This window comes from Micromonospora sp. NBC_00330 (assembly GCF_036136635.1).
Lineage (GTDB): Bacteria > Actinomycetota > Actinomycetes > Mycobacteriales > Micromonosporaceae > Micromonospora > Micromonospora salmantinae.
Genome location: NZ_CP108012.1, coordinates 5651032 through 5668361 on the forward strand (window position 1 = coordinate 5651032; position 17330 = coordinate 5668361).

Consider the following 17330-nt stretch of genomic DNA (forward strand, 5'->3'; position numbering starts at 1 on the left):
CGGGCCGCTAGCTCAATGGCAGAGCTGTGGACTTTTAATCCATAGGTTCAGGGTTCGAGTCCCTGGCGGCCCACTCCTCCGCAGCTCAGCGGCCCTTTGCGGGGCCGCTGTTGGTGTCATTCGGGCCGGTACAGCAGCGAAGTACAGCAGTCGACTCTCGCCGGTCCGACTCTTGCCGAGCCGCTGCCCATCTCGCACGCCAACTACCGGCAGAGTGAGCCGATCAGCTCTTCGAAGCCGGGGAACTCTTCCCGCGCTGCGGTAATGACCTCATCCGCCGACCTGCGATGCGATGGTGCCCAGCGTTGGGCGATCTCGGCAAGGCGCTCATCCGTGCGCGGCTCATGTTCATGATCGGGATAGGCCGTTGCTTCCCATGGACCGAAGCCGTCGGCGAGAAGCCACAGGTAGTCCCACAGGTTCTGCGCCACGACGGCCGTCTCGCCCTCCGAGCCGAGAAACACCACCGGCTGCTCCTCGATCGGCTCACTATGACGCACCAGCCAAAACGCGGCGAGGCCACCCGTGCCGTCCTGCCCGAAGACCCGGAAGTCGGAGCCGTCAAGCTGCGCATTTCCCGTCCACGCCCTCCACCACTCGGCAATCTCGCCCGAGTCGAGGAAGTGTGGGTACGGCTCGAAGTCAACGCCGGCCCCGTCCCTGTAGTCGAAGCCGACCTCGTGAGCTTCGGACAGGGGAGTCGGCAAGGTACGACCATCGTGATCCACGGCAGCACCCTAGCGACGAGAACCGACGGAACCACCGACAGCGGATCGGTCAGGGGTCCTTACCGATCCAGCGCTTGGCCGAGCCGCTTGAGTGCGTCGCGGGTGGCCGCCGAGGACACCACCGTGTAGATCTCCATGGTGATGGCGAACTGGGCGTGCCGAAGGATCTGCATTGCCACCCGGGGATGCACATCCAGGTCCGCCAGGAGCGAGGCGCAGGTCCGCCGGGCATCCCGGACGGTGATGCGCCGGACTCCCGCCGCGTCGCAGCGCCGGTCCCAGAAACGGTTGAAGTTGCGCGGCTCGACCGGCCGGCCGTAGCGGGTCGTGAAGACAAGATCTGAGGGCTGCCAGGCCGGGCCGGCGGCGTCCTGGGCGGTGGTCTGCGCGGCGCGGCGGCGGTCGAGCGCCACGGTGCAGATGTCCGGCAGCGGCAGGGTGGCGTCCGAGGCGGCCGTCTTCGTCTCTCGGTGCAGCAGCTCGGCACCGACCCGCTGAAGCTGCCGGTCGATGGTCAACTCCCCCGCGTCGAGGTCGACGTCAGCCCAGGTGAGCCCCAACATCTCGCCCTTGCGCAGACCGAGCACCAGGACCAGGACGTACGCGGCGTAGAGCGGGTCGTCGGCGCGGGCCGACTCTAGGAAGCGGCGGGCCTCGTCGCTCGTCCACGCCTTCCGCTTGCGCTTCCGCACCGGAGGCAGCTTCACCAAGGATGCGACGTTGCGGGTGATCAGCCCTTCGGTGATCGCCTGGGAGAGCAGCGTCCGGAGCACGGTCCGCAGGTGGGTGACGCTGGTTGCCGAGGGCAGATCCCGGCAGCAGCGGCCGAGGGCACAGCAGCGACGTTGGTTGGGCTTGCGCCGCTCGTCCTTGCCCTGGGCGCAGCACTGGCAGGTCCGTCCGACCTCGTTGATCCACGTTTGGACGTCGCTGACCCGGAGCTTGTCGAGTCGTTTCCGGCCTAGCCCCGGGACGAGGTAGAGCCGGGCCACCACCTCGTAGGTGACGTAGCTGCCCGGGGCAAGGTTCGGCTTGACGATCTCGCTCAACCAGTAGCCGGCGTACTCCCCCACCGTCGGGGACCGTGTCGCCACCGGGCCGGCTTTGGCCTGCCCGTGCAGCTTGATCCACTTGTCGTGGACCTCTTCGCGGGTCTTTCCGTAGACCCACTTCCGGCCCCGCTTGCCGTCGGGCTTCTCCACCCAGACGTAAGCGGCGAAGCCATTGCGGTACGGGAAGATGGAGCCTTCGCCGTTGGCGCGGGCGCGTCCGGGCATCAGGCCGCCTCCTGCCGCTCGACCTGATCGCGGATGTAGTCGTCGACCCATTCGGGGAGGATGCGGCGGTACTTGCCATCCTTGATGGAGCGCAGCTCGCCGGTGGCGATCTTCATCTTGACCTTGGAGATGCCGAAGCCGAGAAGGACGGCGACCTCAGCAGGCGAGTACCAGCGCGGGGTGAGGTCTCTGCTCATGCGGCGGCCCCGCTGAGCCACGTTTCGTGGGCGAGTTCTTCCCGGCCGATACGTCTGCTCTCTCGTCGCCGCCTGGCGGCGGTGTTGGCAAGCAGGGCGTCGCCGTCGCTGAGCCAGCCGGACCCGATGTAGGTCAGGGTGCCGACGGTGACGGCGTCGGTGGCGGCATCGTCTTCGGTGCGGCGGTAGGTAGCTCGTGTGTCTTGGAGCAGGCCGAACGTGACCGAGTAGCGGCGGGCCTTGGTGAGGAAGTGGCCGCCGAAGCCGAGCATGTGTGCCCAGCGGCGCAGCCCGGCGTAGACGTTCGGTTTGGTGTCAAGGCTGTCTTGACGGTCGTCGGCGGTTATGGCGCCGCTGGCGGTGTCGGTTTGGGTGGGGCGGCCGAGGTGCCAGCAAGCGTCGATGAGGCGGGCGAGATGGTCCCCTTCCGGATCGGCGTAGTCGTCGATGGTGGCCGGAGTGAGTCGGGTGGAGCAGTGGCCGGTGACCTCGGTCGCCTTAGTGGCGTACTTCGCCAGGTAGGCAGCGACCTTGCCGTCGGTCAGCTCACCACCGGTGTTGTTGATCCGTCGGACGTCGACCTGCTCACCCCAGGCCACCAGCCAGCCTTGCGGGCGGTCGGGATGCGGCAGTGTCGTCACGATGATCTGGGAGGTGGCGGCCTGAACCGCAGTGTCCAGGTCGTCGACGGTGATACCGGCTGGTGGCGGAATGCGAGCGCCAGGATCGTCGGAATCGACGCCGTCGAGGCGCAGCAGGACATGAAAGTGCACGACTGCTCGACGCTGCATCTCGGCGACCTTGCCGTGCGACACCCGCACGGGCGGCACCTGGCGGACCTTGCCGGAGCCGGTGACGACCTGGACGAAGGGGATGCCGCGTCGGCGGCAGAGGGCGGCGAGGTGACGTTCGATGGCTTGCTTGGTGCGCCGCCACAGTTCGCCGGAGAAGTAGTTCCAGACGGCGTGGTGGTCGTGGTCGTAGCAGTCCAGGCACAACGGCTGCCCGAGCTGCGGATCGTCGGCGTCGTGGCGGGCGAAGCACGCCGCGGGCTTCCCGTGCTGGCAGGTGCCGGCGGCACTCCGGGCACGGCAGGGAGCAGGCCGACAGTCGCAGCGCTGCCGGGAAGCACAGGTGTGACGGGCGACGTGCCGGTGGTGGACAGCGCCGAAGGATGGTGCGGTGAAGGTGGCGAAGACGACCGGGTGCCGGCCGACCGAGGCAGGCACGCCCTTGCCGCCGGTAATGCCGCAGCGCACGACCTGGTATGCGTCGCCCGCGTAGACCCAGGCGCAGTCCGGGCATTGCGATTCGCGGCGGTTGCCGCACGCCTTGTACAGCGCTCGGTCGGGTAGCTCGTCGGTGTGCTGGTCGATCAGAACCCGGCCGGTGTCTCGCTCTACGGCAGAGATGCTGCCGGAGAGGCGGATCGGGCGAGAGCAGCCGCCGGCGGAAGCGGTGTGCTCCAGCCAGCCGGAGAACTCCGGCGTAGCGGCCCGGTGCAGGGCTTGGGCGTCACGGCCGCAGGCGACGCCGGGACGGTACAGGGTGAGCGGGGTGGACACGGTCTTCTCCTCAGGGGGTGGCAGGGACGGGAGACGAAGCACCACCAGCCGTGGACGTTGGTCCGCTGGTGGTGTTCGTCGTGTCTCCTGGCACCGCCGGGAGGGCGGCTGACGCCGGAGGGCGGGTTCGTGGTGGTGCCACGTCCCGCCGATCGTCTTGTCCTTTCGCGCTCGTGGACTCGGTGACGGAGGCCGGCACGGGTGGGGAGCCCGGGATACGGGCATCCGGCCGGTTGCCGCAGGCTGTCCCCACCCTTGGAGGTGTGCGAATCCGGGCCATCGTGGACGGCAGAAGGCCGTGCTGGGCCGCTCAGCGGATTCGGGAGACCGGCGTGACGTCCGGTGCAATCGAGAGCCGGCGGGACGTGGCCCGCATCGCGGCAGGAAGGCCGCTAGGCATCTCCGAAGTCGAGTCAAGCGATCCGGCAGGAAGGCCGCGCTGCGTGCTCGACGAGCGCCAGAGTAGCACCGGGTTCCGACACGTCAACCCACCGTGATCCCGGAGGCTGTGGCGGGACGGCCGGCTGCCTGCCGTGTCGGGCTCCAGTTGATCCGCTACAGCCGGCTGCCTGCCGGTGTGGGAGGACTTTCTGTACGTCTATCAAGGCGGCCCTGAACGGGCCGCACGCGCCGCCGCCTGGACGCGCGTCCGTCGCTCCGCTGACGCTCCGACTCCGGCCACGCAACACGCCCGGCGGCTGGCGCGGAAGGCGGAAGCCCAAGGGGCCGCCGCAGGACGACAGGGGGCGTTGGCCGGATATTGGTGGGCCGGCAGCCGGCCGGGCCGCGCGGCCAGCACCGCGCGGCGTCGGGGAGTACACGCCGGCCGCGTCGGCGAGCTGGCGGCGGTCGCAGGGCTGCGGTCACTGCGCCTCCGGCGGGGGCGCTCCGGCTCCAGGATGGCCGGGCTCCGTCGGCGAGTTACGGTCCGTGGGTGGTTGCGCGCGCCACCCCGTCTGCCATCGACCCGGGCAAGCCGAGCAGACCACGGCCCGACCCGCCAGCGCCCGAACCTGCGTCAAGGCCGTCTTGACGTGGCGGGCCGGGCCGCGGCCCGCTCCCCAGGGAGGGCGGGCCGACGGCAGACGGGATGGTGCGGTTGGACGGGCCTTGCCTTGTTAGGAGGAAGCGTTATCGCCGAGGTCATGGTCTTTAGAATCTCCCGATGTCAGCGTGGGCGTAGCGCCCAGAACCGCATCCCATTCAGCCAGCCAGCGCTTCACCAAGGAGTTCCCCTCATCCACGGTCCTTTCGGCCGTTTCGAATGTGTCGGCTACCTGGCGTACGAGCCGACTGACATGCGCTCGTTGCCGAGCCCAAACGCCGGCGGTCGGATCCCCTTCCTCGAACCGCCTATTCTCTCGAATATGAACTTCCGCATGATCCAGTGCTGATCTAAGGCTAGCCAACTCGACAACTGCATCAGGAAATCCTTGAGCCATGTGAATTGCTCGCATTACGAACGGGTCTAACTCAAGCGACCGCTGCGTATAAACAGACGCGGCCTTCCGGTAACGCTCTGCGAGTGGCAGCTCCTCTTGGGCAATGCGCTGGATTAGAGCGAATTTGGCACCGCCCTGCCCCCGATTCTGCTCCAATCTGCGCAAACGGGGTCCGTAAATTCCCCAAGTGGCTAAGTAGTGCGCCTCGTTGACCTCACTATCCTCTACGGCATTCAGCCAGTCGGGGAGCAGTGCATCGATCTTCTCGATGATTTCAAGGAGGCCGGCTTCCGCGTCTACGCCTCCCTGCTCAACTGCCGCAATCTCGTTGGATAGCTGTCGTGCCGCTAGTGAAGTCGACAGATCGAAGAGGCGCTGCGCCAATTCGTGCACGGCCCGCCGGTACTGAGGAGAGCCTCCTCCAGTGAGGCGATAATCCCTCCAGTCGACGTACTGATAGCGGGAGGCCAAGACGATAAGTTCGTCTGGATTCGAGCTGCCAAATTCTGGTATTGGCGCATAAAGTATTGGAAGCAACAGTTCTGAGGCTCCCAAGTTCTGAGCGCTGCTATGGAATGCAATTAACTCTTTTCGACATTCCGTTCTGGTGAAATACCGGGGAGTGACGATGGGAATGAAAAAGGATACGGCATCTAGCGTATCGTCGATACGTCTACGCCATTCTTCTCCCCATTGCATTGCGGTGCGGTCTACGAAAATGCCAAGCTCTTGTCCTGTGATCAGGGAATATTCGTCTGCGAGGTGTTTCGCCAGACTCCGGATGCCTCCAGAATCTAGCCGATCATCCTCATGAGCGTAGCTCCAAAAAGCTCCAATGCGGATTTCAGTCATGAGGTGACCTCCCGGGACGGTGCCTCGCGTTCGTTCGATACTAGCCGTCGAGTCACGAAAGCCGACTGACCGACGCTCGGCGGCTGGGGTCTTGATGTCACGCCGCTGCTCGACAGGTGAGCCGGTGAGGGAGATTGCCCGGACCGGCACGCATCGCAGTTTGATCGCGTGCCCTCGCCGAAGTCGTGCCGGTTGCGCGCCCGATACGACGATCGGCGAGGGGCAAAGATGGTCAAGGATTACAAATCCCTAGTCATGGCCGATGAGGTTTTAACCTGTATGGACGGTGTAGTCGCCGGGTACCTGGCGGACATGCTGCACAACATCTGCGAGCTCCTGGCGGCCGGTCGGCGCATCGTGCACATGTCCACGGGCGGGAACCAGTGGCTCGGACGAGTTGCTCCGCGATCTCCGGGACGGCCCACGACGACCGTTCTGGGGCACACACAGGGCGCAAGACACTGTCAAACGTCGTCAACTAGCCATCGACGATGGCAGCCCGAGACGCCGTGCGGGCAGGTGTCGCAGGCAGTTGCAACGGGTGGCGGGACAGCGGCTCTATTGTTCCGCTTCAACGTGTGAGTCTGGCGGCTGCTATTTGTCCGCAGGGTGGACACGCGCTTGACGGCGCACCGGGGCGCAAGCCTGTCACTTCTTCGGCGGCCACGGTGACGGGTTCTGGGAGATCCACCAGTAGCCGGCGTATCGCGGGTTGTAGTGCCAGCGCGAGCGCCGCACCTCGTCTGTCCGGGGAGCCCAATCCCGGTATGGCAGCAACGCCATTCGAGACGCGATCACACCCGCCATGTACGGCCATGCGATCGCAGTGATCAGTACATCCCGACGTCGGTAGGAAACCCGAGGGGCGAGCCATGGCGTCACCGCCACCGGCAGGACGGAACCCGCCAGATACCCGAGCCAGTAGCCGCCAGTCGCATCCCAGACGAGGTAGTGGACCCCAATCGCTGGCAGCCCGATGAGGGTCCAGATGAGCACCGCACGCAGGCCCCGGGCTAGCCCTTCGCGCGGCCTGCCTGAATCAAGTGGATCGTCTGGCACTCGCGGGACGGTAGCCGCGCCGGTTGCAAACTTCAAGGGCGAGCCAGGTAGAGAGTCATCCGGAACATACGCGGAACGATCAAGCACATCACGGCGGAGCCTTCACGCGAATCCCCTGGTGAGGCGGCAGATGGCCCAGCAGCCGCTAAACCGTTCCTAAACCGTGTGTCGATCCAACTGGTCCCCGCGCACCCGGAACAGCGTCTGCCCATCCTCTGCTTCGACCCCATCCGGCTGGGTGGAGATGACCAGGGCGCCGTCCTCGTCCTGGCCGACGATGCTGCATCGCACGCGAACTGGTGCTGGCAGACGAGTGTCGGCGTTTAGCTGGCCGTCAGTGAAGACGGGGACTTTGTCGACGAAGAACCACGACTGCCCGTCAGCGTCGGCCATGCGGACTCGCAACCAGCCGGGAAAATCCTGGCTGACCCATGTGACCACTTCGCAGCGGAGAGAGCGTTCTTCGTGAGCCACTCGCCGATCTTGCCTGTTTGCTCATGCGATGCCAACCGACGATTGACGACGTCAGCCACGGGCGAGGACGAGGCTGGGGCAGCGGCGAGGCAAGAAGCTCCTGGGTCCAGGCCGGCACGACGGATCAACTGACTCGACAACTTGTGTCCGTCTCCCCCAGCGGGGTCCGCCTGGGTCGCGGCCGGGAAGGACTGCCGACAGCAGCGCTGACAGCAACGCCGCCGAACGGCGGCGCATTGACGAGCGCGGACACGAACAAGGCTCCGAGCGGGCAGCCGTTGCCGGACGGGCGCGGACGCCACGCACAGAGCTTGTAAGCGAGGCGTCCTGACTCAGCGGATGCCCGGGGCTATCAGGGGTTGGCGACGTAGACGCCCTTGCCCTGCCGCCCGTCGATCAAGCCCTCAGCTTTGAGCACGAGCATGGAGGCGCGGATCACCGTGTTGCTGACTTCGTAGTGCTCGCAGAGGGCAGCGAAGGACGGCAGCTTGTCGCCCGGCTTCAACTGGCCGGAGCTGATCTGCTCGCGGATATCACGCGCGACCTGTAGGTACGCAGCTTCAGACATAGGTGGTGCTCCCAGCTTGGCGGCTGGTGCAAGCAGACCACACCCCAGGCTCGACTTACAACGCTATGTGTTGCCAGTCGTTGACTATGCGCACATTGCGTCCTACGTTGCTTGTGGGGTTCCCCAGCTTGGCGGCCGGGTTGCCCCGCCGTGGGTGCCCTGTCTCCGGACACGGCTGACCGGGTGCCCACGGAACCCCCAAGCGTCGGCCGGAGGCAGGGTGACCAGAACAAACGATGCAACTGCCTCAACCGCAGGTGCCGGCCGTGCGACCGGGGATTCCGGACATTGGCAGCGAAGGTCGGAGAGCAGTCGGCGGCGGGTGACCTACGACGAGTACGTCATCGCAGTGGCGCTCACCCTGGCCCGACGCCACCGGCCGATTTGGTCCTGGCGGCACTGGCGACGCGTCTGCCGCTGCGGAGCCGACCTGCCATGCAGAAGCCGCCACCTCATCCCAATCAACCGCGGTCACTGGCCGAGTCAGGACGGCCCGCAATGACGACCCACCTACCGGTGACACCGGTTTGGACGTGCGGCGGCTGCGGTGCCGACTGGCCCTGTCAGACCCGGCGGCGGGAACTGCGAGCGGAATACGACCGCGCCCCGGTGTCACTAGCGCTCTACCTGGCCGCGCAGCTCGTCGACGCCGCCCAGGACCTGACCCACGTCCCCGCCGGCTACCTGCATCACCGGTTTCTCGGCTGGACCCGATGAGCATCCTGCGACCCGGCGACGAGAAGTTCCACTACAGCGACGGCTCCCACAAGTGGATCCCACCGGACCCCGACTACGACCAAGAGGTCTGGGACGAACAGGTCCGCCAACACAAGCACAGCCACTTGAGGAACGAGCGCCCCAAGGTCCGCATCCAGCGCCTCATCTGATGCCAGCAGTACAGCAGCGAAGTACAGCAACCGTGCCAGCCGAACCCGACCGAGAAGCACGCCAGCAGCCCGGGTGACCTCGAACCACACCGCAGGAGGCCGCCCCGCCGGCAATCCATAGGTTCAGGGTTCGAGTCCCTGGCGGCCCACCACAGAACCCCTCTGAGCTGCAGAAACCTTAACCAAAGATCACCCGGCACCACCAGGGCACAACTCAGGTCGGATCTTGGGCCGGTGGAAGGATCCCGGGAGTAGAAGGTGCCGTCCTTCGGCGATCCGGCGTGAGCAGTCAGGTGAAGCAGCGAAGCCACCCGAGTGAAGCCAACGGCCGGGCTGCCGGCGATGTCTGGCTTCACTCGATCCGTTACACATCAGCTTCACGTGACGGGTGACAGCCGCCGCCGGTGTTCTATGGGACCAACTCAGCCACGGAAAGTGCCTCGTCCAGCCGGCTAGCGGCCAGGTCGTCGTGGCGGATCACGAAACCCCCGTCACTGCGGTAATAGAGCTCGTTGTCTACGGGAAAGCGGGCGAGCGACACCCACTCAGTCGTCAGCCGGTGCGTCTCCTTCTCCACATGGGAATACCATTTCGCGACCGGGATGACGATCTCGCCGGTCTTCTCGCGCCACGCGAGGGTCTGCTCCGCAAAACTCTTCATTACTTCCTCGTCGGCATATCCGCCGATATAGGCGCTGGCGTACCCGTTGTCAGGCGGCCAGAGTTCGTTGGCCAGAGCACAGAGTTCGTCCAGGTGCGGCAGGTCACGCTCGAGGTCACGGGCCAACTGCTGCTGGAAGGGCGACAGGTCGTCCTCGTCGTCCTCGTCCTCGTCGTCCGCCCCGAACCAATCGGGGAACTCCGCGCGCAGCGTGGCGCCGACGTCGTACTGCTCGCCGACGAACGCGTCGTCGGTGGATCGTGTCGCCAGCTCGGTACCGGTACCGGCCGGCACATACACGACTCGCCCGTACCTTCGCTCCCCGGTGGCAGCGGCCTGCTCGTGGTTCAGGAAGAACAGCAGCGAGCCGTCTGCCGGCAGGCCGAAGCCGTCGACTCCTGGCAGCGCCGCACAGTCGACCGAGAAGATGAACGGCAACGGACTGACCCCGTCGGACGGCCAGTCCATGCCCACCGGCAGCCGGGGCAACCCACCGAACTGCCCGACCGGAACACCGCCGGATCCCCCGCTCAACCGGATCGACAAACGGAGGTGCTGGATGAACCGGCTGACCTCGTCGTCCGGGATGCCCAACGCGAGCGCTGCACGACGGACCTGCCCCTGATGATCCATAGCGCAACATGGTGCCACGAAGACCCAACGGCCAGAGGGCGAGCCCGGCGACCGCCCAGTTCAGCGGGCCGTTCCGCCCGGTTCAGCCCGATCCCCTCAGCACGAAAGGGATTCGGGGTTCGAGTCCCTGGCGGCCCACTCTTATGCAGGTGCGGCCCGTTGTGGCGCCGCTATTGCCGTGATCGGGGCCAGAACTGGGCGTGCCGAAGATCTGCATCGCCACCAGGGGGTGAACGTCCAGCACCGGCAAGCTGGTCCGGCAGTGACGCGGCTAGCCCATCTTGACTACCGGACTTCCGTCGAGACCGGGTCGAGGAAGAAGAGGCACTGGGCGGGTTTGAACTCGCCTACCTCGGCGACGAAGCGGAACTTGTCGCCTTCGCCGACGGTGGCGGGGATCTGCTTGCCGGTTAGTTTCAGGCCGAGAATGTTGACGTCCTCGTACTTGAAGGCCGGGCCGACCGTCGTGTTCGGCCCCTTGTCGCCTGGTCCCAGAAGGAAGTCGTAGCGGGTGTCGTAGTCACCGTGGGGCACCATGTTCACGATCGAGCCGTCGAACGCGACCGTCTTGCCCTCGTGCCTGGTCGCGAAGGCCAGGTTCGCGTCGTCGCAACTGTCCGCCTTCAGCAGCGCGGCGAACTCCGGATTGTTCTGCGGCGTGATCACCTCAGTGGCAGCCGACTCGACAGCGGTCGGAGCCGGCGTAGCAGATGGCTTCTCACTCACAGCAGCCGTCGACTTGTCTGACTCGTGCTTCTTTTCGTCTCCGCCGCTGAGTGCAGAGGCGGTGCCGATGACGACGGCAAGGATCACGAGGACGGCTGCCGCCGCGCCGATCAGGAGCCACGGCTGCGGCTTCTTCGGCCGACGGAAGTCGACGGTGGAGCGAAGCGTGCCTGGGGCCTGTTGCACGAGCTCCCAGCCATCCTTCTGCATCTTCGAGATGACCCAGGCGTCGGTGCCGCGAACTGGCCGTACGGTCTTGTACTCGTACTTGATCTCGTCGGCCATGCGGCTTCGGGCCCCCTAAGTGGACTGCTCACACCAACTGCCTGGCGCAGCATAGGGGACAGGCACAACTGACACCGGCTCCGTGTAACGCCGGGCTGATCGACGACGCCGGACGAGTGGAGATCTTGATCTCCAGTCCGGCCTTCACCGTCAGGGGAGGGCCGTCACTGCGACGTGAGGAACCTATGCGCCCTCGTTCCCTTTCCCGCTCGATCCGACGTACCTTCTCCACCTCGCTGGCCACCCTCGCCCTCGTCGGGGGCGCGGCGGCACTCGCTCCGGCCGACGCGGTGGCGGCCGGGCGACTCCAGCCCGATCTGGCCGTCGATCTGATGATGACCGACGTGCTGAATCCGGCGGAGGGAGAGACCTTCTCCGCCGAGATCGACATCCGGAACATCGGCACCGGCGCGTCGGACCCGATCAGCGTCACGGTCGCGGTGCCCGCAGGGCTCAGGACAACCACGCCGTCGGTCGGTGACCCGGGCTGGACCTGCACGGCGGTGAGCACGATGAGCTACACGTGCTCGCATCCGCAACTGGCTGCTGGCGGTCGGGCGAGCCGGCTGTTCGTGCCGTTCGTCGTGGCCGGCGCGGCGCCGGGCAGCAGGGTGCCCATCACCACGAGCATCACCCCGCAACGCCGCGAGGCGAACACCGACAACAACACCGGCTCCGTCACGGCGGCGATCTCGGGCACGTGCGTCATCCGCGGCAGTGTGTGGCACGACCTTGACCGGGATGGGCAGCGCGAGGCGAACGAGCCGGCCATCGGCGGTGGCCCGGACGGCGTGTTGGACGTGCGTTTGTGGAATCGGCAGGGACAGGCCATCGGCGGTGGTTCGGCCACCGTCAACCCGGACGGGACCTGGTCGATCACCGCCCGCACCGAGTTGCTGTACGAGGTCCGGCTGGAGGCGGCCGCCACGTACGGCCGGACTGTCGCAGACGTGGGTGACGACGCCACGGACTCGGACATCGTTACCTCGTACCAGTACGAGCCGACCCTGCTCGTCGCCAGCGCCGAATTCGAGGCCGTGCACGGCGGAGAGTACGTGATCGACGCCGGCCTGGTCACCCAGAGCTGAGCCCGTCACCGCCGCCCGCCTGAGACGTTTCGGGCGGGCGGCGAGCCGGACGGATGGCAGCGGCTGCCGATCGCCGCGCCGTCCAGACGGCCCCCATCGACGACGAGTTCGGCACCTGGCGTCGGGAGCCGACGTAGATATCCTCTTCAGGTGCTGGCCCGTGTGGAGATCGTTGACACGGGTCCGGCACTGCGAAGGGACTATCGACATGCCCCGTGTGGTACCGGCGGTCATCCGCGCCCTCGACGTCCTCGAACTGTTCCTGGACTGCCCCCAACTGTCGGCCCGCCAGGTGATGGAGCGACTCGACCTGCCGCGCACGACCGTCCACGAGTTGCTCGTGACGCTCGAGGCTCGCGCGTACCTGATCTCCATACCGGGTCAGCCTGTGCAGTATCGGCTCGGCATGCCGCTGTTCCAGCTGGGCGCGGCGTTCGCGGGCCGGCTTGATCTGGTACGCGAGGCGCAGGGCGTCGCGCGGGACATGGCCGCTGCGTGCGACGAGGCGGTTCATGTGGCGGTGCTCGACGGCGCCGATGTCATCTATCTCGTCAAGTTCGACAGCACCCACCCCGTTCGGATGGTTTCCGGGGTCGGGTTGCGGCTGCCCGCTCACTGCACGGCCGTCGGCAAGGTACTGCTGTCGGCTCTCGGCCAGGCGGACCTGGACGCCGTCCTGCTGAAGGGCCCCCTACCGGGCATGACACCGGACAGCATCACCGACCCGGATCTTCTTCGTGAGCATCTGAACCGTGTCCGGGCGGAGGGTGTCGCTGTCGACATCGGCGAGTCGGACACCGCGATGCGCTGTGTCGCTGCGGGGATCCGGGACCATACCGGCACCATCATCGCTGGGATGAGTCTGTCCGCGCCGATCATTCGTTGGACGCCTCAGGTGCAGGTGGAGTGGACCGGGCTGGTTCGCGACGGCGCGGCTGTGCTGTCGGCTCGCATGGGTTACCGGGCGCAACCTCGGTAGGCAACCTCCCGCTTTCGGTTCGAAACCACATCGAAACATTGACATAGGTCGTCGCACTGCCCTAGCGTCGCGACCACTCGATACGGTATATCGAACCTAGTTCGAAATCTCGAACGGCGGTGGTCCTGTGACCCGACCGAACTGGAACGCCAGCGCTACTGCCTCGGCCCGGTCGCCGATCACCTCAATCTCGTCGCGCTACCCGGAGAGCGTCACCCGACATGTCTCGGGTGGCTCCGACGAAGCGCGCGTGAGCGGACGCCCCACGGTGACGGGCGGGCCCGCTCACCAGCGTAGGAACCCACGAACGCACTGATCTCGACGGGCGTCCCTCGGTGGTCGCCGGCAGAAACCAACTGCAACACAACCATCGCGGTGTTCGCCAGCTAGGCCTTCGGCGTGCAGCCGTGCGCGGGAAAAGAAGGAGGCGGGTGTCCATGGAGGACAAGTCGGGGTGGTCACGGCGCGGCTTTCTGGGTATGGGGGTGGGGGTGCTCGGCGCGGCCGGTCTGGCCGCGTGTGGGGACGGTTCCGAATCGCCCACCAGGGTGCAGGCGGAGGTTCCGCAGGAGCTGATCGACGCCGCGGCGGCGATGAAGGGCTCCTCGATGGGCATGCTGTCGCAGAAGCTGTACTCGACGACGGCGAACGAAGCCCTCGACAGCTCGATCAAGAAGTTCGCCGACACCACCGGAACGAAGATCGAGAACAGTCTGGTCCAGGCCGACGCCGGTGACGTGGTGGCCAAGATCGACGCCGAGGTCAAGGGCGGGGTGGCCCGTGACCTGGCGTTCATGACCGACTCGCGGTTCGTCGCGCAGTTTCAGGCGCTGGGCGACCTGGAGGACGTGACGGACGTCGTCAAGGCGCTGACCGCAAAGTACGGCGAGCCCTGCGCCGAGGCCAAGAACTTCTGCGTCTTCGACGGCAAGTGGTTCGCCATCCCGTACCACTTCATCGGGATCGGGTCGTTCCTGCGCAAGGACTGGATGCAGGACAAGGGCATCTCCCCCAAGGACATCTACAGCTGGGAGGAGCTGCGGGACCTGTGCCTGGAGATCTCCGATCCGACCAAACGCCGGTTCGGCTGGGGCATGACGGTGAACCGGTCCGGTGACGGCAACGGAATGATCGAGGCGTTGATCAACGCCTACGGCGGGTCGATCGCCGCCAACGACGGCCGGAAGGTCACCTTCAACTCACCGGAGACGGTGCAGGCCGTGACCTTCCTCGGCGACATCTACACCAACCCCAAGTACAAGCCGATGTTGCCGCCGGGGATCGCGAGCTGGACCGACACCAGCAACAACGAGAACTGGCTCGCCGGGATCCTCGGTTACACCCGCAACCAGTTCAGCGTCTACGCGGACTCCAGGACCAAGAAGAACCCGGTGCACGCGAACACCCACGTGTTCTCCGACTGCATCGGACCGGCGACCGACAATCCGCTGCTGCTCGGACAGTCGCAGGGCTTCGTCGTCTTCAAGGGCGCCAAGAACCCGGCGCTCGCCAAGCTCCTGGCGCAGTACCTGGTCAGCGCGCCCGCGCTGCTCGGGGTGGCGAAGGAGGCACCCGGCCTGGTGATGCCCGCCTGGGAGAAGGTCTGGGACGCCGACCCGTTCTTCACCAGCGGCGACCCGGCGTTCCCCATGCTGCGCAAGATCACTGAGCTGAAGTTGCCGCTGAACACGAAGAACGGCCTGGCCTTCCCGCAGAAGGCCAGCGCGGGCCAGCAGGCGGTGGGTTCGGCCTACGTCCTCACCGACATGATGCAGCAGGTCGTGCAGGGAGCGGCGCCGGCGCAGGCCGTGACGGCCGCCCACGCGAAGATGGTGCAGATCTTCAACCAGCAGGGGCTGCCGCAGTGAGGTCGGTCCGTCCTGCGCGGGTCCCGGCGGCGAGGAAGCCCTCGCCGTCGGGACCTGGCTCCCTCACCGCGGTCCAGCGGCGGCTGGGTCGCGACTGGCGACTCGCGGCCCTGTTCCTGGCGCCGATGGCAGTGCTGGTCGGCGGGCTCGTTCTCGTGCCGATCGCCCGTTCGATCATCACCAGCACCACGGAACGGCACGGTCAGGACAGCGTGTTCGTCGGCCTGGACAACTATCTCGCGCTCGTCGGCGACGATCAGTTCCACACGGGCGTGGTGAACTCGTTCGTCTTCACCGCGTACGCCGAGGTTTTCAAGGTCGTGCTGGGTTTGGCCGCGGCCCTGCTGCTGCACCATCGCCGCCGCGGGCGGGCCGTGCTGGCCGGGCTGCTCCTGGTGCCGTGGGTGGTGCCGACGGTGGTGACGGCGTTCAGCTGGCGTGCGCTGCTCGACCCGATCTTCGGCAGCGTCAACGCGCTGCTCACCGCCACCGGGATCGGGCCGCTGCTGGCCAGCGCGCACCTGGTCGACAGTTGGCCAGCGGGCTGGCTGTCCGACCCGTCGCTGGCCATGCCGTCGGTGATCCTCGTCAACGTCTGGAAGGGGGTGCCGTTCTTCACAGTGTGTTTCCTCGCGGGGTTGAAGGCCATTCCGGCGGACCTCTACGAGGCGGCGACCATCGACGGCGCCTCGGCGTGGCAGCGGTTCAGAAGCGTGACGCTGCCCGGACTGCGCCACGTGATCACCGTGACGGTGACCCTGTCGTCGATCTGGACGTTCAACAACTTCGACCTGGTCTGGTTGCTGACGCAGGGCGGCCCGGGTGACGTGACAGCGCCGTACGTGCTCATCGCCTACTCGAAGGCCATCCTGCAGCTCCAGTACGGCGCGGGCGCGGCGGTCACGCTCGTCATGCTGCCGATCATCGGCGGGCTGGTGTTCGTCCTGGTCCGGTTGTTGCGCCAGGACACCAACATCAGACTGCCCCGGCGACGCCGGACAGCGCGGTGGATCGGGGCACGACGGTGGGCCGGAACGGCGCGGAAGGCGCTGCCGTGGGTCGTCGCCGCGCTGGTCACCGGTCTGTTGGCCTGGGCGTCACCGCAGATCTTCTGGAAGGCGGCGGTGGTCCTCGGCGTGATCCTGCTGATCGCGGCGGGCGTCGGCCGGGTGGTCTCGACCCTTCAGTCCCGAGGTGGTCGCCGTTCGTCGTCAGCCGTGTCGGGAGTGGGTTCCTGGGCCGCGCTGGCCGGCTTGCTCTTCTTCGTGCTGGGCCCGCTGTACTGGATCGCCGTCACGGCCTTCAAGTCCGAGGGCCAGGTCGTCATGCGTACCGACGACCTGTGGCCGACGCCGTGGACGCTTGAGCAGTTCGGCGCCCTGTTCGACAACCAGCCGTTCGGCCGCTGGTATCTCAACACCCTGCTGGTGTCCGCGGCGTCGACAGCTGTGGCACTGGTCTGCGCCGCCCTGGCGGGGTACGCGCTGGCCCGGCTGCGGTTCCGCGGGGCGCAGGGCTTCACCGTCACTGTGCTGCTCACCTACGTGATGCCGGGCGCGCTGCTGTTCATCCCGCTGTACCAGATGCTCATCGGCGCCCGGCTCACCGACTCGTTGTGGTCCCTGGTGGTGACGTACCCGACCTTCACGCTGCCGTTCGCCACCTGGCTGCTGGTGGGGTACTTCTCGTCGATCCCCATCGAGTTGGAGGAGGCCGCGCTGGTCGACGGTTGCAGCCGCATCCAGGCGTTCGGCCGGGTGGTGCTGCCGCTGGCCAAGCCAGGGCTGCTGGCTGTCGCGCTCTTCACCCTGACCAACGCCTGGAACGAGTTCCTCTTCGCCTTCGTGTTCATCACGAAGGACGAGTACAAGACGCTTCCGGTGGGGATGCAATCGATGATCGCGGGAGACGTCGTACCGCAGGGACAACTCGCCGCGGCGTCGCTGCTCGTCAGCATCCCCGTGGTGATCATGTACGCCCTCGGGCAGCGCTTCCTGACCGAAGGGCTCACCGCGGGCGCGGTGAAGGGCTGATCGGGGGC

16 protein-coding genes and 1 tRNA gene are annotated in these 17330 nt (G+C 66.6%); 7 read left to right on the forward strand and 10 right to left on the reverse strand.

Annotated features, from left to right (window positions below; translation table 11 throughout):
- The first annotated feature begins 1 nt into the window (after position 1).
- Positions 2–73, forward strand: a tRNA-Lys gene (locus tag OG598_RS25670).
- A gap of 130 nt (positions 74–203) precedes the next feature.
- Here the strand turns inward: OG598_RS25670 and OG598_RS25675 are convergent.
- The 8 genes from OG598_RS25675 to OG598_RS25710 all read right to left on the reverse strand — a co-directional run bounded on the left by OG598_RS25675 (position 204) and on the right by OG598_RS25710 (position 8162).
- Entirely contained in the window at positions 204–728 is a 525-nt protein-coding gene (locus tag OG598_RS25675) for an SMI1/KNR4 family protein (RefSeq protein ID WP_328651426.1), read from the reverse strand.
- A 59-nt stretch (positions 729–787) separates the two neighbouring features.
- On the reverse strand, positions 788–2005 hold the full coding sequence (locus tag OG598_RS25680) for a tyrosine-type recombinase/integrase (RefSeq protein WP_328651427.1): 1218 nt from the start codon (positions 2003–2005) through the stop codon (positions 788–790).
- The gene (locus tag OG598_RS25685) at positions 2005–2202 is read right to left on the reverse strand and encodes an excisionase family DNA-binding protein (RefSeq protein ID WP_113973362.1); all 198 of its coding nucleotides are present in this window, start codon (positions 2200–2202) and stop codon (positions 2005–2007) included. Before OG598_RS25685 ends, OG598_RS25680 begins: the two co-directional genes overlap by 1 nt.
- On the reverse strand, positions 2199–3767 hold the full coding sequence (locus OG598_RS25690; protein ID WP_328651428.1) for a replication initiator: 1569 nt from the start codon (positions 3765–3767) through the stop codon (positions 2199–2201). Before OG598_RS25690 ends, OG598_RS25685 begins: the two co-directional genes overlap by 4 nt.
- Before the next feature lie 1118 nt (positions 3768–4885).
- Positions 4886–6061 carry a toll/interleukin-1 receptor domain-containing protein gene (locus OG598_RS25695; protein WP_328651429.1) on the reverse strand — a complete coding sequence of 392 codons (1176 nt, stop codon included), beginning with the start codon at positions 6059–6061 and terminating at the stop codon, positions 4886–4888.
- Positions 6062–6709: 648 nt separating this feature from the next.
- Positions 6710–7120 carry a hypothetical protein gene (locus OG598_RS25700; protein WP_328651430.1) on the reverse strand — a complete coding sequence of 137 codons (411 nt, stop codon included), beginning with the start codon at positions 7118–7120 and terminating at the stop codon, positions 6710–6712.
- Between the two features lie 156 nt (positions 7121–7276).
- Positions 7277–7594, reverse strand: a complete 318-nt coding sequence (locus OG598_RS25705) for a hypothetical protein (RefSeq protein WP_328651431.1) — start codon at positions 7592–7594, stop codon at positions 7277–7279.
- Positions 7595–7946: 352 nt separating this feature from the next.
- Positions 7947–8162 (reverse strand): winged helix-turn-helix domain-containing protein, encoded by a 216-nt coding sequence (locus OG598_RS25710; RefSeq protein ID WP_328651432.1) that lies wholly within the window; start codon positions 8160–8162, stop codon positions 7947–7949.
- A 498-nt stretch (positions 8163–8660) separates the two neighbouring features.
- Here OG598_RS25710 and OG598_RS25715 point away from each other — a divergent pair, with 498 nt between their 5' ends.
- Positions 8661–8879, forward strand: coding sequence for a flavin reductase (locus OG598_RS25715; RefSeq protein ID WP_328651433.1), 219 nt, complete (start codon positions 8661–8663; stop codon positions 8877–8879).
- Positions 8876–9049, forward strand: a complete 174-nt coding sequence (locus OG598_RS25720) for a hypothetical protein (RefSeq protein WP_328651434.1) — start codon at positions 8876–8878, stop codon at positions 9047–9049. The genes OG598_RS25715 and OG598_RS25720 overlap by 4 nt, the downstream gene beginning before the upstream one ends.
- Before the next feature lie 409 nt (positions 9050–9458).
- Here OG598_RS25720 and OG598_RS25725 read toward each other — a convergent pair whose 3' ends face one another.
- Both OG598_RS25725 and OG598_RS25730 read right to left on the reverse strand, forming a co-directional pair.
- Complete coding sequence (locus OG598_RS25725) at positions 9459–10343, reverse strand: DUF1963 domain-containing protein (protein ID WP_328651435.1); 885 nt, start codon at positions 10341–10343, stop codon at positions 9459–9461.
- A 285-nt stretch (positions 10344–10628) separates the two neighbouring features.
- Positions 10629–11354 carry a DUF4839 domain-containing protein gene (locus tag OG598_RS25730; RefSeq protein ID WP_328651436.1) on the reverse strand — a complete coding sequence of 242 codons (726 nt, stop codon included), beginning with the start codon at positions 11352–11354 and terminating at the stop codon, positions 10629–10631.
- A 185-nt stretch (positions 11355–11539) separates the two neighbouring features.
- Between OG598_RS25730 and OG598_RS25735 the strand changes: the two genes are divergently transcribed.
- From OG598_RS25735 to OG598_RS25750, 4 genes are all read left to right on the forward strand, one after another.
- Positions 11540–12442, forward strand: coding sequence for an SdrD B-like domain-containing protein (locus tag OG598_RS25735; protein WP_328651437.1), 903 nt, complete (start codon positions 11540–11542; stop codon positions 12440–12442).
- A gap of 172 nt (positions 12443–12614) precedes the next feature.
- Positions 12615–13421, forward strand: coding sequence for an IclR family transcriptional regulator (locus tag OG598_RS25740; RefSeq protein ID WP_328651438.1), 807 nt, complete (start codon positions 12615–12617; stop codon positions 13419–13421).
- A 437-nt stretch (positions 13422–13858) separates the two neighbouring features.
- Complete coding sequence (locus OG598_RS25745; RefSeq protein ID WP_145796139.1) at positions 13859–15289, forward strand: ABC transporter substrate-binding protein; 1431 nt, start codon at positions 13859–13861, stop codon at positions 15287–15289.
- Positions 15290–15414: 125 nt separating this feature from the next.
- Positions 15415–17322 (forward strand): ABC transporter permease, encoded by a 1908-nt coding sequence (locus OG598_RS25750; protein WP_328651439.1) that lies wholly within the window; start codon positions 15415–15417, stop codon positions 17320–17322.
- The last annotated feature ends 8 nt before the right edge of the window (positions 17323–17330 follow it).

What these genes read in the sequence shown, in the direction of transcription:
- OG598_RS25680 (WP_328651427.1), bottom strand. Translation starts at nt 2,005, where the DNA reads ATGCCCGGACGCGCCCGCGCCAACGGCGAAGGCTCCATCTTCCCGTAC.
- OG598_RS25685 (WP_113973362.1), bottom strand. Translation starts at nt 2,202, where the DNA reads ATGAGCAGAGACCTCACCCCGCGCTGGTACTCGCCTGCTGAGGTCGCC.
- OG598_RS25695 (WP_328651429.1), bottom strand. Translation starts at nt 6,061, where the DNA reads ATGACTGAAATCCGCATTGGAGCTTTTTGGAGCTACGCTCATGAGGAT.
- OG598_RS25710 (WP_328651432.1), bottom strand. Translation starts at nt 8,162, where the DNA reads ATGTCTGAAGCTGCGTACCTACAGGTCGCGCGTGATATCCGCGAGCAG.
- OG598_RS25715 (WP_328651433.1), top strand. Translation starts at nt 8,661, where the DNA reads ATGACGACCCACCTACCGGTGACACCGGTTTGGACGTGCGGCGGCTGC.
- OG598_RS25720 (WP_328651434.1), top strand. Translation starts at nt 8,876, where the DNA reads ATGAGCATCCTGCGACCCGGCGACGAGAAGTTCCACTACAGCGACGGC.
- OG598_RS25725 (WP_328651435.1), bottom strand. Translation starts at nt 10,343, where the DNA reads ATGGATCATCAGGGGCAGGTCCGTCGTGCAGCGCTCGCGTTGGGCATC.
- OG598_RS25730 (WP_328651436.1), bottom strand. Translation starts at nt 11,354, where the DNA reads ATGGCCGACGAGATCAAGTACGAGTACAAGACCGTACGGCCAGTTCGC.
- OG598_RS25735 (WP_328651437.1), top strand. Translation starts at nt 11,540, where the DNA reads ATGCGCCCTCGTTCCCTTTCCCGCTCGATCCGACGTACCTTCTCCACC.
- OG598_RS25745 (WP_145796139.1), top strand. Translation starts at nt 13,859, where the DNA reads ATGGAGGACAAGTCGGGGTGGTCACGGCGCGGCTTTCTGGGTATGGGG.
- OG598_RS25750 (WP_328651439.1), top strand. Translation starts at nt 15,415, where the DNA reads ATGGCAGTGCTGGTCGGCGGGCTCGTTCTCGTGCCGATCGCCCGTTCG.